We start from the raw sequence: 14,063 nt of genomic DNA on the forward strand, positions 1-14,063 counted from the left end.
CGACCAGAGGCAGAGGCAGTATTCCCATGACCGAGATGGTCTTTGGCGCGGCGCCGGCAGCGCCTGGCGAGCCGATTCTTCCCAAGTGGTGGCGCACCATCGACAAGTGGTCGCTGTCCTGCGTGATCCTGTTGTTCGGTACCGGCATCCTGCTGGGCCTCGCGGCATCTCCGCCGCTGGCCGCGCGCAACGGGTTCGAACCGTTCTATTACGTGATCCGGCAGGGGTTCTTTGGCGGCGTCGCCTTCCTTGCGCTGCTGATCACCACGATGATGTCGCCCAAGCTGGTGCGGCGCCTTGCGGTGATCGGCTTCCTGATCTCGTTCGTCGCGCTGATGGGCCTGCCGTTCTTCGGCACCGATTTCGGCAAGGGCGCGGTCCGGTGGTACTCGCTGGGCTTCGCCTCGCTGCAGCCATCCGAATTCCTCAAGCCCGGCTTCGTCGTCGTGGCAGCGTGGATGATAGCCGCCAGCCAGGAGATCAACGGCCCGCCGGGCAAGATGATGAGCTTCGTCCTGTGCATGACCATCGTCGTCTTCCTGGCGCTGCAACCCGACTTCGGACAAGCCTGCCTTGTCCTGTTCTCGTGGGGCGTGATGTATTTCGTGGCCGGCGCGCCGCTTTTGCTCCTGCTGATCCTGGGCGGCGCGGTCCTGGCAGGGGGCAGCTTTGCTTACGCCAATTCCGAACACTTCGCCCGCCGGATCGACGGCTTCCTGTCACCAGATCTCGACCCCCGCACCCAGCTTGGCTATGCCGCGAACGCGATCCAGGAGGGGGGGCTTTTGGGTGTCGGCGTCGGCGAGGGGCAGGTGAAGAACTGGCTTCCCGACGCGCATACCGACTTCATTATCGCGGTTGCGGCCGAAGAGTACGGGCTGATCCTCGTCCTCTTCATCATTACGCTCTACGCGATCATCGTGGCGCGGTCGCTGGTGCGGCTGATGCGCGAGCGCGACCCGTTCCTGCGCCTCGCCGGCACCGGCCTGGCCTGCACGTTCGGCGTTCAGGCGATGATCAACATGGGCGTCGCGGTGCGCCTGCTGCCCGCCAAGGGAATGACGCTGCCCTTCGTCAGCTACGGGGGCTCGTCCATCATCGCGATGGGGATTTCGGTGGGGATGCTGCTGGCCTTCACGCGCACCCGGCCGCAGGGCGAGATTCGCGACATCCTGCGGGGTCGGCGCTGATCCGCCACGTCCGCAACGAACGGGTGGCGATCCTGCGCGGAACCGGGCACCGGGTGCCGCGTCACACACGCTTCGGAGGCTGACCGATGACCACAGCGCCGCTTTGCCTGATCGCCGCCGGCGGGACCGGGGGGCACATGTTCCCAGCCCAGGCCCTGGCCGAGACGCTTCTGTCGCGCGGCTGGCGGGTGACGCTGTCGACCGACGCACGCGGCGCGCGCTATGCCGGCGGTTTCCCGGACGAGGTGCCCGTGGCGCAGGTCGCCAGCGCCACCTTCGCCCGCGGCGGGGCATTGGCCAGGGTCGGCGTGCCGTTCCGCATCGGCGGCGGCGTGCTGCAGGCGGTCCGAGCGATGCGGCGCGATCGTCCGGCGGCGGTGGTGGGCTTTGGCGGCTACCCCTCGATTCCGGCGCTGTCGGCGGCGACGATCCTGAAGCTGCCGCGCATGATCCATGAACAGAACGGCGTCCTCGGCCGGGTCAACAAGCTATTCGCGCCCCGCGTCACACATGTCGCCTGCGGCGTCTGGCCGACCGAACTGCCCGACGGGGTCGAGGGGCTGCACCTGGGCAATCCGGTTCGGGCCGCCGTGCAGGCACGGGCAGGGGCGAGTTACATACCGCCCGGAGATTACCCGATGTCGATCCTCGTGATCGGGGGCAGTCAAGGCGCGCGGGCGCTGTCGGACAACGTGCCCCCTGCGCTCGCCGCTTTGCCCGATGACATGCGCCGCAACCTGCGCATCTCGCACCAGGCGCGGGGCGAGGACGAGGCGCGGGTGTCGACCTTCTATGCCGAGAACGGCCTCGATGCCGAGGTTCGCCCCTTCTTCGACGACGTGCCCGCCCGCATGGCCGAGGCGCAGTTGGTCATCAGCCGGGCAGGGGCGTCCTCGATCGCTGACCTGACCGCGATCGGGCGTCCATCGATCCTGGTTCCGTTCCCGCACGCCACCGCCGATCACCAGACCGCGAACGCCCGCGCCCTGGCCGAAGCCGAAGCAGCGGCCGTAATCCCCGAGACAAAGCTGACCCCTGACAACCTGGCTGAGACGGTGGCCGCGATCCTGGGACAACCCGAGGCGGCAACTCGAATGGCGGCGGCTGCGGCGGCGCTTGGCCGGCCCGCCGCGGCGCGCGACCTTGCTGACCTGGTCGAACAGATGGCCAGACTGGACAATTCACGAGTGAACGGAGAGACCGAGTGAAAGATCACACATCCGAGGAGCTGCAGCTTATGGCCGCCCGCCCCACGAAATTGCCCACGCAGATGGGTCCGATCCATTTCGTCGGGATCGGCGGCATCGGCATGTCCGGCATCGCGGAAGTGCTGCTCGAGCATGGATACAAGGTTCAGGGTTCGGACCTGAAGGCGTCTCCGATCACCGACCGGCTGGTCGAGCTGGGCGCCGAGGTATTCGTCGGTCAGGCGGCCGAGAACCTCGGGAAAGCCGAGGTCGTCGTGATCTCGTCCGCGATCAAGCCCGGCAACCCCGAGCTTGATGCAGCCCGCGCGAACCGCCTGCCGATCGTCCGCCGCGCCGAGATGCTGGCCGAGCTGATGCGTCTGAAGTCGAACGTCGCCGTCGGCGGTACCCACGGCAAGACCACGACCACCACGATGGTCGCAGCCCTGCTAGACGGCGGCGGCGTGGACCCCACGGTTATCAATGGCGGGATCATCCAGGCCTACGGCTCGAACGCCCGGATGGGGCAGGGCGAGTGGATGGTGGTCGAGGCGGACGAGAGCGACGGCTCGTTCAACCGCCTGCCCGCGACCATCGCCATCGTGACGAATATCGATCCCGAGCACATGGACCACTGGGGCGATTTCGAGAAGCTGCGCCAGGGCTTCTACGACTTCGTGTCGAACATCCCGTTCTACGGGATCGCCGTCTGCTGCACCGACCATGCCGAAGTGCAGACCCTCGTCGGGCGCATCACCGACCGCCGCGTCGTCACCTTCGGCTTCAACGCGCAGGCCGACGTGCGCGCGACGAACCTCAGCTACGACAAGGGCATCGCCCATTTCGACATCGTGTTCCGGGACGAGGACGCGCGGATCGAGGGCTGCTCGCTGCCGATGCCGGGCGATCACAACGTGTCGAACGCGCTGGCAGCCGTTGCTGTCGCCCGCCACCTTGGCCTGAGCCATGACGAGATCCGGACCGCGCTCGCCAATTTCGGCGGCGTCAAGCGGCGCTTCACCCGCGTCGGCGAGGTCGACGGCGTGACGATCATCGACGATTACGGCCACCACCCGGTCGAGATCGCGGCCGTGCTGAAAGCCGCCCGCCATGCCTCGACCGGGCGGGTCATCGCCGTCCACCAGCCGCACCGCTATTCGCGCCTGCACTCGTTGTTCGACGATTTCTGCGGCTGCTTCAGCGAGGCCGACGTGGTCGCCATCGCCGAGGTCTATTCCGCTGGCGAGGACTCGATCGAGGGCGCCACGCGCGACGATCTGGTGGCCGGCCTGATCCGCCACGGCCACCGCGACGCCCGCGCGCTCTTGTCCGAAGATGACCTGGAGCGGCTGGTGCGCGAACAGGCGCGGCCGGGCGACATGGTTGTCTGCCTCGGCGCCGGCACGATCAGCACCTGGGCCAACAACCTGCCCGACCGGATGAAATGAGCGCTCTGGTCGCGGCCTGCCTCTGGCTCGTCGCGGCCAACATCGCGGGGATGATCCCCTCGCGCAACGGACACCGCCGCCGGGCGGTGGCACTGATCCTCACCGCGCCGCCACTGGACGCTTGAGTCTCCGTGACAGAAGGGCCGCTCTGGGGGCGGCCTTTGCGCTGGCGGCGGCGTCGATCCTGCGCTGGCCGCTGAAGCGTCTGTTCCGCCGCGTCGCGGGCGTCGGCGGGCGCGGCCGTTAGGTCGCATCCGGTCTCGCCGCGGGTCGCGTTTCGGGGCACACGGGGCGGCAGAACAGAACGAGGGTCCCATGTCTTCCATCGCACTTCGCGTCACCTGCCCGACGGCCCGCGGCGTCGTGGCCGCCATCGCCACCTTCCTGGCCGAGCAGGGCTGCAACATCTCGGACTCGGCGCAGTTCGACGACCTGAAGACCGGCAACTTCTTCATGCGCCTCAGCTTCAAGCCCGAGACCGGCGCCTCGGTCGAGCATCTTTCCGAGGCCTTCGCCCCCGTCGCCCAGCGGTTCGACATGGGCTACGCCTTTCACGACGAAGCCCGCAAGATGCGCGCGGTGGTCATGGTGTCGCGCTTCGGGCACTGCCTGAACGACCTCCTCTATCGCTGGCGGATCGGCGCATTGCCGATCGACATCGTGGGCGTGGTGTCGAACCACCTCGACTACCAGAAGCTGGTGGTGAACCACGACATTCCCTTCCACCACATCCGGGTGACGAAGGAGAACAAGCCCGAGGCCGAGGCCAAGCAGATGGAGGTGTTCGAGGAAGCGGGCGCTGAGCTGATCGTGCTGGCGCGCTACATGCAGGTTCTGTCCGAACGGATGTGCCGCGAGTATTCCGGCCGGATCATCAACATTCACCACTCGTTCCTGCCCTCGTTCAAGGGCGCCAATCCATACAGGCAAGCCTTTGAGCGTGGTGTGAAGCTGATCGGCGCCACCTCGCACTACGTAACGAGCGACCTCGACGAAGGTCCGATCATCGAACAGGACACCGTGCGCGTCACCCACGCCCAGTCGAACGACGATTACGTCTCGCTCGGTCGCGACGTGGAGGCGCAGGTGCTGGCGCGCGCGATCCACGCCCACGCCAACCACCGCGTTTTTCTCAATGGCAACAAGACCGTGGTTTTTCCGCCGTCGCCCGGCTCCTACACGTCGGACCGCATGGGCTGAGCGGGAAAGCTTCCGTCACTGGCAGATGCGGTAGCCGCCGTTGCGCTGCTTGATGTCGAGGTGAAGGTGGTTGGCATGAGCCGCGTTCGTGCCCGGCCCCAGCACCGTCGTGAAGTCGAGGCAGGCGCCGCCGCGAGAGGCCCGCTGGAACGCTTCCTCGATCGTGCCGGCGTCGGCACGCGGCTCGATCGCGAGCGAGCTGTCGTCCTCGAACCGGAAGCCCATGACGTCGACCGCGTTGCCATAGGCGTGCTCGCTGACCTTGCCCGAGGCGACCCCGCCGCGGTTGCGGCAGACATAGGTCGAGCCGTGGTTGATCGCGGCAATCGGTGACAGGATGCCGACCCGCTCGGCAGCGGGCACGACCGTGCCTTCGACCCACGAGGCAAGCGCGCGGGCGGTCTCGCACCGCATCACGGCCTCGGGGCGCAGGGCGACGCCCGGGAGGATCTCGGTCACCTCGACGGGGTTGGCGATGCCGCAGTCGGGGTTCTGCCCGGTCATGGGCTCGCGCTCCTCGAAGACCGTGCCATAGTCGCGCAGGGCGGCAAGGCAGGTGGAATAGGCGTCCGGCGTCTCACGCAGCGACTGCCAATGCGGCGCACCGTCCTGCGCCTCCGCAGTCTCGGGTTCGGGGGCTTCGCCGGGCGCATCGGGGGCGACTTCTGGTGCGCGATCCTCGGGGTCGGGCCGCGCTTCGGGCGCGGCGCTGGCCGCGGGCGCGGCCTCGGCGATCGGTGTCTCTTGCGCGAAGGCCGGGGCGGCCAGCATCGCCAGGCAGACCGCGTGGACCAGGCGGGTCATTCCAGGAACTCCACGGTCACGCCTTGCGAGACAAGGTGGGCCAGTTCGGTCGCATCCCAGTTGGTCATGCGCACGCAGCCGTGGCTGGCGGCCGTGAAAAGCTCGGCGGGGTGGGGCCAGCCATGAAGCCCGTAGGTATCCTTCGACAAGTCGATCCAGACGCGGCCCACGGGGTTGTTGGGCCCCGGCGGCAGGATCAGCCGCTCGTCATTGTCGCCTTGCTGGAAGTTCTCGTCGGGGCGGTAGGTGTAGGTGGGCTCGATCGCGATGGCCTCGACCTCGTGAATGCCCGAGGGCGACGGGAGCTGCCCGGACCCCACGGTTACCGGATAGTCGACGACGATGTTGCCTTCTTCATCCAGGCCCGAAACTCTCTGGTTCGGCTTGTCCACCTCGACCCGGGCCACCTTGGCCTGCACGTCCTCGCCGGGATCGACAACGGTGATGGTGCGACCGGGGTCGAAAGAGCCGCCGCCGTTCAGGGCGATCAGGAACTCCTCGGCCATGTGGAAGCGCTCGGCCAGTTTCTCGGTCACACGGAGATAGGCGAGACGGTCCATCTTGGCCTGCTCGGAGTAATCGTCGGGAATCGAGTCGACGAGGCCAGAGGCGTCCTCTTCGGTAATGGTGTAGCTTTGGACGATGGGGGCGGCGTCGGGTCCGCCCATCTCTTGCCATGCTTCTTGGTCCAGCACGCCGTCGACGGTCAGATCGTGGCGGCGCTCGAATGACTTGAGGGCAGTGGTGGACATGCCGCCCTTCCACCCGTCGATCACGCCGGGCGACGTGCCGGCGCGGTCGAGCAGCGTTTGCACCTTCACGGTCAGCGCGCTCTGCCCGTCGGGAAGGTCGCCGCCGTCGAACGTGGCCGAGTCGAGCGCGGCAGCGTCGAAGGGGACGGATTGGGCGAGAGCCGGGGCGGGCAAGAGGGCGAGGCAGCAGATGAGGCGCGAGATTTGCACGGGATCGTCTTCCTTTCGTCTTCACGAGCCAACGCCCTGGGGCCGGTCCGGTTTCAGGTCCTTGAATGGATGCCCAAGTCGGACACGGCCAAGGGGGCGCGGCGGGCGAAAGCGGACCTCTGGAGAAAAACGGTGGAACAGGCTACCGCTGCAACGGGATATTCAACGAAACGGGAGTGCGCTGCCCGCGGGTTCGCTGTCCCCGGTATCGTTGTGCAAGGGTGAAGGAGGGGACATGGATCTGCCTGAAGTGCGCGGCCGGCTGACGCCGGATTACGACCTATCGGGACTGACGTGGCTGCGCATCGGCGGCCCGGCAGAGGTTCTGTTCCAGCCCGCCGATGTCGAGGATCTGGCCGCCTTCCTCGGTGCGCTTGACCCCGAGGTGCCGGTCTTTCCGATGGGGGTGGGATCGAACCTGATCGTGCGGGACGGCGGGATCGAAGGCGTGGTGATCCGCCTCGGGCGTGGGTTCAACGACATCGAATGTGGCGACGGCCGGGTGCTCGCCGGGGCGGCGGCGCTGGACGCGCATGTGGCGCGCAAGGCGGCGCAGGCCGGGCTGGACCTGACTTTCCTGCGCACGATCCCGGGCGCCATCGGCGGCGCGGTCCGGATGAATGCGGGCTGCTACGGCACTTACGTTGCGGACCACCTGGTCGAGGTCGAGGCCGTCACGCGCGACGGCAAGATCATCACTATCCCCGCCGCCGACCTGCATCTGGCCTACCGCTCCAGCGATCTGCCGGAGGGCTGCGTCGTCACGCGCGCGGTCTTTGCGGCCGAATCGGGCGATCTCGACGAGTTGCAGGCGCGCATGGACGAACAGATGGCCAAGCGCGACGAAAGCCAGCCGACGAAAGAGCGCAGCGCGGGATCGACCTTCCGCAACCCGGCTGGTCACAGTTCGACGGGCCGTGCCGACGACACGCATGAGTTGAAGGCGTGGAAGGTGATCGACGATGCAGGGTTGCGCGGCCATCGCCTTGGCGGAGCGCAAATGTCCGAGAAACACCCGAACTTTTTGCTCAACGCAGAGGACGCCAGCGCTGAGGATTTGGAGACACTGGGCGAATTTGTGCGCGAAAGGGTATTCCAACACTCGGGCATTCAGTTAGAGTGGGAAATACGGCGCGTGGGCAAGACCCGGCGCGCCGGGTGACGGTGAACACACCGCGCCGAGGCAGGCACAAGACCCGTTCACAAGGGTCGGCAAACATAAGAGATCGCGGGTATGTCGAGCAGGACAGACCCCAAGGTTGTGGTTTTGATGGGCGGCCCCTCGGCTGAGCGCGAGGTGTCGTTGTCGAGCGGGCGCGAATGCGCCGCCGCGCTGCGGGGTGAAGGTTTCGAGGTCGTCGAACTGGACGCTGGGCCAGATCTCGCCACGCGTCTGTCCGAACTTTCCCCCTGTACCGTCTTCAACGCGCTCCACGGTCGCCGGGGCGAGGATGGCTGCGTCCAGGGCCTGCTCGAATGGCTGCGCATCCCCTACACCCATTCCGGCGTGCTGGCCTCGGCCACCGCGATGGACAAGGAGCGGACCAAGGCTGTCTACCTCGCCGCCGGTCTTCCGATGGTGCCCTCACAGTTGGCGTCGTCCGCCGAGGTGCGCGCGGCCCACGTGATGGAACCGCCCTACGTGGTGAAGCCCTACAACGAAGGTTCCTCGGTCGGCGTCTACATCGTGCAAGAGGCCGCGAACGGCCCGCCGCAGCTCTCCCCCGACATGCCTGGGACGGTGATGGTCGAACGCTATGCGCCGGGTCGCGAGCTGACCGTGACCGTGATGGGCGACCGGGCGCTGGGCGTGACCGACATCCTGTCGGACGGGTGGTATGACTACGACGCCAAGTACAAGGCCGGGGGCTCGCGCCATGTCGTTCCCGCCGACATTCCGGCCGAGATCGAGGACCTGTGCCTGCGTCATGCGCTAACGGCCCATCGGGTGCTGGGGTGCCGCGGGATCAGCCGCACCGATTTCCGCTGGGATGAGGGCAGGGGGGCAGGCGGCCTCGTCCTGCTCGAGACGAACACCCAGCCCGGCATGACGCCGACATCGCTCTCGCCCGAGCAGGCGGCCCATGCCGGAATGAGCTTCGGACAGTTCTGCCGCTGGATCCTGGAGGATGCCTCATGCGACCGTTGAGCCGACGCCGCCGCTCGCCCCGCGGCACCGATCCCGCACCGTCGCGGCTGTCCTACCGCCTGCAGCGCCTCGCGCTGACCCCGGCGGTCCGGCGCGGCTTTACCTTCGGGATGCCATTGGCCGCCGTCGCCGTGATCGGTACGCTGACCTTCGCCGACGAGGCGCGGCGCGCGCAGATCACCACCTGGGTCGACAACATGCGCTCCCAGATCGAAAGCCGCGAAGAATTCATGGTCCGCCTCATGTCGATTGAGGGCGCGTCGGATCGGCTTTCCGCAGACATTCGTGACCTGCTGCCCATCGACTTCCCGGTCTCGTCTTTCGACCTCGACCTTGCGGCCATGCAGGATGCCGTCCGCACGCTCGACGCGGTCCAGGATGCCAGCCTGCGGGTTCGTCCGGGCGGTGTCCTCGACATCCGCATCGTCGAGCGCGTGCCGAATTTCGTCTGGCGCAACGGCGACGAGTTGTTGCTGATCGACGCCGCCGGCCATCCGGTGACCGACATCGCCACCCGGGCCGAGCGGGGCGACCTGCCGCTTCTGTCCGGCGTCGGCGCCGACATGGCGGCGCCCGAAGCGCTCGAACTCATTCGTGCCTCCGGCCCGATCCTGCCGCGCCTGCGGGGCCTCGTGCGGATCGGAGAACGGCGCTGGGACGTGATCCTCGACGAGGGGCAGAAGATCCGGCTGCCCGAGCTGCGCCCTGTTCAGGCGCTCGAACAGGTGTTGGCGGTGGACGAGGCGCAGGACCTCTTTGCGCGCGACGTGATCCTCGTGGATATGCGGGTGCCCCGGCGGCCCACGGTGCGCATCCGGCAAGAGGCGGCTGAGACGCTGCGGCAGGTGAAGATGACTGAGTTGGGAGACGACTGAAGATGTTCGACCTCTACAGGTCTCAGCGCGCCATGCGCGCGATGCGTCAAAGCGCGATGCAGCGCGGGGTGGTCGCCATCCTGGACGTGGGGACGTCCAAGATCGCCTGCCTGATCCTGCGGTTTGACCCCGCGCCCGCGCCTACGGACGGGGTGGGGCCGATGGCGGGGCAATCGGCCTTCCGCATCATCGGCGCGGCGACGACCCGCTCTCGCGGCGTCCGCTTCGGCGAGATCGAGGCGATGCACGAGACCGAACGTGCCATCCGCACCGCCGTCCAGAACGCGCAGAAGATGGCGCAGGTCCGGGTGGACCACGTCATCGCCACCGTCTCGGGCGGCGGGCCACGCAGCTACGGGCTGGCGGGCGAGATCGAACTGCGCGGTGCGCAAGTGGCCGAGCATGACGTGGCCGAGGTCCTGTCGGCCTGCGAGATGCCCGATATCGGCCAGGGCCGCGAGGTGCTGCACGCCCAGCCGGTGAACTTCGCGCTCGACCACCGCTCGGGGATGAACGATCCGCGCGGGCAGGTGGGCGACGTGCTGGCCTGCGACATGCACATGCTGACCGTCGACGGCCACGTGGTCGAGAACCTGCTCCACGCGGTCAAGCGCTGCGATCTGGAGCTCGCGGGGCTCGCCTCGGCGGCCTACGTCTCGGGGATTTCCAGCCTCGTCGAGGACGAGCAGGAATTGGGCGCGGCCTGCATCGACATGGGTGGCGGCGTGACCGGCCTGTCGGTCTTCTGGCGCAAGCACCTGATCTATGCCGATGCCGTGGCGATGGGCGGGGACCATGTGACGTCGGATATTTCGAAAGGGCTTCAGGTCTCGCTGGCGACGGCCGAGCGTCTCAAGACCCTGCACGGCGGGGTGGTGGCGACTTCGATCGACGACCGCGACATGATCGAGCTGGGCGGCGAGACCGGCGATTTCGAAATCGACCGACGCACCGTCAGCCGCGCCGAACTGATCGGCATCATGCGCCCCCGCGTCGAAGAGATCCTGGAAGAGGCCCGCGCCCGTCTCGATGCCGCCGGGTTCGAGGCGCTTCCGTCGCAGCAGATCGTCCTGACCGGCGGCGGCAGCCAAATCCCCGGCCTCGATACGCTGGCGCCCCGCATCCTGGGCCAGCAGGTTCGCATCGGCCGCCCGTTGCGCGTCGCGGGCCTGCCCGAAAAGGCGACCGGCGCGGCATTTGCCAGCGCCGTTGGGCTTTGCCTTTTCGCTGCGCATCCGCAGGACGAGTTCTGGGATTTCGACATCCTGCCCGAGCGACACGGCACCAAATCGCTCCGTCGCGCGATGCGGTGGTTCAAGGAAAACTGGTAGAATTCGAACATCTGCCGTGTGACTTTCCTGAATCACTCGGCGGATCGTGGCATAAATGCGTTTTTTCGGATGACGCGCGAAATGTGCCCGGATACAGTCAGGGAAACCAAGCAGACAACTCGCAATGAATAGCGGGCCCACAAATGACAGGCGGAATCAAGCGATGACTCTGAATCTCACCATGGCGTCCCAGCACGACGAACTGAAGCCGCGGATCACCGTCTTCGGTGTCGGCGGCGCGGGCGGCAACGCGGTCAACAACATGATCGCCAAGCAGCTCGAGGGCGTCGAGTTCGTCGTCGCCAACACCGACGCGCAGGCGCTCGCGCAATCCGCCGCGCCGAACCGCGTCCAGATGGGCGTCAAGGCGACCGAGGGGCTCGGGGCGGGGGCCAAGGCCCATATCGGCGCCGCCGCCGCGGAAGAGTCGATCGAAGAGATCGTGGACCACCTGGCCGGCGCGCACATGTGCTTCATCACCGCCGGCATGGGCGGCGGCACCGGCACCGGCGCTACCCCGATCATTGCGCAGGCCGCGCGCGAGCTGGGCGTGCTGACTGTCGGCGTCGTGACCAAGCCCTTCCAGTTCGAAGGCCCGCGTCGCATGCGCCAGGCCGAAGAGGGGATCGAGCACCTTCAGAAGATGGTCGACACGCTGATCATCATCCCGAACCAGAACCTCTTCCGTCTCGCCAACGAAAAGACGACCTGCACCGACGCGTTCTCGATGGCCGACGACGTGCTCTACCAGGGCGTGAAGGGCGTGACCGACTTGATGGTCCGTCCGGGCCTCATCAACCTCGACTTCGCGGACGTCCGCGCCGTCATGGACGAGATGGGCAAGGCGATGATGGGCACCGGCGAGGCCGAGGGCGAGGATCGCGCGCCGCAGGCGGCCGAGAAGGCCATTGCGAACCCGCTCCTCGACGAGGTGTCGCTCCACGGCGCGAAGGGCGTGCTGATCAACGTCACCGGCGGCGAGGACCTGACGCTCTACGAACTGGACGAGGCCGCCAACGTGATCCGCGAGAAGGTCGATCCCGACGCGAACATCATCGTAGGCTCGACCCTCGACCCCGACATGAACGGCCGGATGCGCGTCTCGGTCGTCGCGACCGGTATCGACGCGGCTCACGATGTTGGCGAAACGCCGATGCCCCGCCGGTCCATGTCCGAGCCGATCGCGCGGCCCGCCCAGCAGCCGGCCAAGCAGGAAGAGCCCGAGCTGGCCTTTGATGAGCCCACCACTCAGCAGGCTGCCGCTGCGCAGCGCCCCCAGACCACGCGCCCTGCGGCGTCGGACGTCGTTGACGAAGAAGACGATTTCTTCGGCGATTGGGAGCGTGCCCGTCGTGAGCGTGAGACCGCTCCGGCAAAGTCGGTCCAGCCCCAGCCGCAAGCGCAGCAGCCTCGTCCGCAGCCAGGTCGCCCGACCCCCGAAGTGATGGCACGGCTCGAAACGGCCGCCCGTCATGTGCCCGAGGCTCCGCGTCCCGCGGCTCCGCAGCGTCCGGCCGCAGCCGCGCCGACGCAGCGTGCGCCCGAACCCCGTCAGGCCGCTCCGGTCGAGAAGCCGCGCTTCGGGATCAACTCGCTCATCAACCGGATGGGCGGACAAGAGGCCGCATCGGGCAACGACGGTGGCTCCGAGCGCGCCACGGCCGCTGCCGCCGCGCGTCGCCGCACGCCCCCGCTGCCCCGCCATGAGGAAGAGGCCGATCAGGCCGCCGAAGATCGGATCGAAATCCCGGCCTTCCTGCGCCGCCAGGCGAACTGATCCCTCACGAACCCTATCACGGAAGGCCGGCCTCGCGCCGGCCTTTTTCGTTTCTGATCAGCAACTTGCTGCTCCTCCTGGAGTCCGTGCGCGGTGACATGCCGGCTGGACGCTTGGGCTGTTACAAAGCGTTGCAACAGGTGATTTGTGCCGCGGGCACCTGATGCGTAACTGAGCCTGCCTGAGAAACGTCAACAAAAGCTGAAGGGCAGAGCTATGCAGAAATCGCTTCGATCCGCGATCTCGTTCGACGGAGTGGGTCTGCATTCCGGTGCGCCGGTCCGGCTGCGCCTTGTTCCTGCCGAAAGCGGCCGGGGTCTCTGGTTCCGACGGACCGACGTGGCGCCCGACATTGCGTGGATCCCGGCAATCTGGAACGCGGTCGAGCAGGTCGAACTCTGCACCCGTATCCGCAATGCCGCCGGCGTGACAGTCTCGACGATCGAGCATGTCATGGCCGCCATTGCCGGCTGCGGCATCCACAACCTGACCATCGAAATCGACGGCCCCGAGGTCCCGATCCTCGATGGGTCGTCCGCACCTTTCGTCGAAGCGATCCTCGCCGCCGGTCTCGAAGACCAGGCGGGCGGACTGCGCGCGATCCAGGTGCGTGACGTGATAGAGGTGCGCAACGGCCCCGCCTATGCCCGGCTCGAACCGGCCGAGGCGCTCGAGATTGACTTCCAGATCGACTTCTCGGACGCCGCGATCGGTCGACAGGCAAAGCGCCTGAGCCTCGCCAACGGCACCTTCGTGCATGAACTCTGCGACAGCCGTACGTTCTGCCGCGCCTCGGATGTCGAGGCGATGCATGCCCGCGGCCTCGCGCTTGGCGGCACTTACGAGAATGCGGTGGTCGTGGACGGTGCAGTCGTTCTGTCGCCCGGCGGGCTACGCCACGCGGACGAGGCTGTGCGGCACAAGATGCTGGACGCGCTCGGGGATCTTGCGCTCGCGGGCGCGCCGATCCTGGGGCGGTACACCGGTGTCCGGGCAGGCCACGCGTTGACCAACGCGTTGCTGCGTGCGCTGTTCGCCCGCCCCGACGCGATCCGGATGGTCGAGGCCGACAGTGCGATGCTGGCCCGGCTGCCCGGCGCCGGACTCAGCCCCGAGGACGCCCCCGCCTTCGCGGCATGA

General features: G+C 67.5%; 13 protein-coding genes. 11 read left to right on the plus strand and 2 right to left on the minus strand.

Annotation, left to right across the window (positions count from 1 at the left end):
- The first annotated feature begins 26 nt into the window (after window positions 1–26).
- From ftsW to purU, 5 genes are all read left to right on the plus strand, one after another.
- The gene (gene ftsW, locus ACFDS3_RS03080) at window positions 27–1,190 is read left to right on the plus strand and encodes a putative lipid II flippase FtsW (protein WP_375260868.1); all 1,164 of its coding nucleotides are present in this window, start codon (window positions 27–29) and stop codon (window positions 1,188–1,190) included.
- Between the two features lie 86 nt (window positions 1,191–1,276).
- Window positions 1,277–2,398: an undecaprenyldiphospho-muramoylpentapeptide beta-N-acetylglucosaminyltransferase gene (gene murG, locus ACFDS3_RS03085; RefSeq protein WP_375260869.1), complete on the plus strand. Its 1,122-nt coding sequence runs from the start codon at window positions 1,277–1,279 to the stop codon at window positions 2,396–2,398.
- 29 nt (window positions 2,399–2,427) lie between these two features.
- Window positions 2,428–3,825: a UDP-N-acetylmuramate--L-alanine ligase gene (gene murC, locus ACFDS3_RS03090; RefSeq protein ID WP_375260910.1), complete on the plus strand. Its 1,398-nt coding sequence runs from the start codon at window positions 2,428–2,430 to the stop codon at window positions 3,823–3,825.
- Window positions 3,822–3,950, plus strand: coding sequence for a DUF2484 family protein (locus ACFDS3_RS03095; protein WP_375260870.1), 129 nt, complete (start codon window positions 3,822–3,824; stop codon window positions 3,948–3,950). The genes murC and ACFDS3_RS03095 overlap by 4 nt, the downstream gene beginning before the upstream one ends.
- Before the next feature lie 190 nt (window positions 3,951–4,140).
- A complete protein-coding gene (gene purU, locus ACFDS3_RS03100; RefSeq protein ID WP_375260871.1) occupies window positions 4,141–5,025 on the plus strand; it encodes a formyltetrahydrofolate deformylase in 885 nt (294 codons plus the stop codon).
- A gap of 15 nt (window positions 5,026–5,040) precedes the next feature.
- On the opposite strand, the gene ACFDS3_RS03105 is transcribed toward purU, so the two are convergent.
- Window positions 5,041–5,829: an extensin family protein gene (locus tag ACFDS3_RS03105; RefSeq protein ID WP_375260872.1), complete on the minus strand. Its 789-nt coding sequence runs from the start codon at window positions 5,827–5,829 to the stop codon at window positions 5,041–5,043.
- Complete coding sequence (locus tag ACFDS3_RS03110) at window positions 5,826–6,791, minus strand: L,D-transpeptidase (protein ID WP_375260873.1); 966 nt, start codon at window positions 6,789–6,791, stop codon at window positions 5,826–5,828. Before ACFDS3_RS03110 ends, ACFDS3_RS03105 begins: the two co-directional genes overlap by 4 nt.
- 235 nt (window positions 6,792–7,026) lie before the next feature.
- Between ACFDS3_RS03110 and murB the strand changes: the two genes are divergently transcribed.
- From murB to lpxC, 6 genes are all read left to right on the plus strand, one after another.
- A complete protein-coding gene (murB, locus tag ACFDS3_RS03115) occupies window positions 7,027–7,953 on the plus strand; it encodes a UDP-N-acetylmuramate dehydrogenase (protein ID WP_375260874.1) in 927 nt (308 codons plus the stop codon).
- Between the two features lie 72 nt (window positions 7,954–8,025).
- A complete protein-coding gene (locus ACFDS3_RS03120; RefSeq protein ID WP_375260875.1) occupies window positions 8,026–8,940 on the plus strand; it encodes a D-alanine--D-alanine ligase in 915 nt (304 codons plus the stop codon).
- The gene (locus ACFDS3_RS03125) at window positions 8,928–9,815 is read left to right on the plus strand and encodes a cell division protein FtsQ/DivIB (protein ID WP_375260876.1); all 888 of its coding nucleotides are present in this window, start codon (window positions 8,928–8,930) and stop codon (window positions 9,813–9,815) included. Before ACFDS3_RS03120 ends, ACFDS3_RS03125 begins: the two co-directional genes overlap by 13 nt.
- A gap of 2 nt (window positions 9,816–9,817) precedes the next feature.
- Window positions 9,818–11,146, plus strand: coding sequence for a cell division protein FtsA (gene ftsA, locus ACFDS3_RS03130; protein ID WP_375260877.1), 1,329 nt, complete (start codon window positions 9,818–9,820; stop codon window positions 11,144–11,146).
- A gap of 163 nt (window positions 11,147–11,309) precedes the next feature.
- Entirely contained in the window at window positions 11,310–12,923 is a 1,614-nt protein-coding gene (gene ftsZ / locus ACFDS3_RS03135; RefSeq protein ID WP_375260878.1) for a cell division protein FtsZ, read from the plus strand.
- Between the two features lie 216 nt (window positions 12,924–13,139).
- Window positions 13,140–14,063: a UDP-3-O-acyl-N-acetylglucosamine deacetylase gene (gene lpxC, locus ACFDS3_RS03140; protein WP_375260879.1), complete on the plus strand. Its 924-nt coding sequence runs from the start codon at window positions 13,140–13,142 to the stop codon at window positions 14,061–14,063.

The organism is Palleronia sp. (genome assembly GCF_042089775.1).
Classification (GTDB): domain Bacteria; phylum Pseudomonadota; class Alphaproteobacteria; order Rhodobacterales; family Rhodobacteraceae; genus Palleronia.

Bases quoted from the DNA above. Each gene is read 5' to 3' on its own strand.
- ftsW (WP_375260868.1), top strand. From the start codon at position 27: ATGACCGAGATGGTCTTTGGCGCGGCGCCGGCAGCGCCTGGCGAGCCG.
- murG (WP_375260869.1), top strand. From the start codon at position 1,277: ATGACCACAGCGCCGCTTTGCCTGATCGCCGCCGGCGGGACCGGGGGG.
- murC (WP_375260910.1), top strand. From the start codon at position 2,428: ATGGCCGCCCGCCCCACGAAATTGCCCACGCAGATGGGTCCGATCCAT.
- ACFDS3_RS03095 (WP_375260870.1), top strand. From the start codon at position 3,822: ATGAGCGCTCTGGTCGCGGCCTGCCTCTGGCTCGTCGCGGCCAACATC.
- purU (WP_375260871.1), top strand. From the start codon at position 4,141: ATGTCTTCCATCGCACTTCGCGTCACCTGCCCGACGGCCCGCGGCGTC.
- ACFDS3_RS03105 (WP_375260872.1), bottom strand. From the start codon at position 5,829: ATGACCCGCCTGGTCCACGCGGTCTGCCTGGCGATGCTGGCCGCCCCG.
- murB (WP_375260874.1), top strand. From the start codon at position 7,027: ATGGATCTGCCTGAAGTGCGCGGCCGGCTGACGCCGGATTACGACCTA.
- ACFDS3_RS03120 (WP_375260875.1), top strand. From the start codon at position 8,026: ATGTCGAGCAGGACAGACCCCAAGGTTGTGGTTTTGATGGGCGGCCCC.
- ACFDS3_RS03125 (WP_375260876.1), top strand. From the start codon at position 8,928: ATGCGACCGTTGAGCCGACGCCGCCGCTCGCCCCGCGGCACCGATCCC.
- ftsA (WP_375260877.1), top strand. From the start codon at position 9,818: ATGTTCGACCTCTACAGGTCTCAGCGCGCCATGCGCGCGATGCGTCAA.
- ftsZ (WP_375260878.1), top strand. From the start codon at position 11,310: ATGACTCTGAATCTCACCATGGCGTCCCAGCACGACGAACTGAAGCCG.
- lpxC (WP_375260879.1), top strand. From the start codon at position 13,140: ATGCAGAAATCGCTTCGATCCGCGATCTCGTTCGACGGAGTGGGTCTG.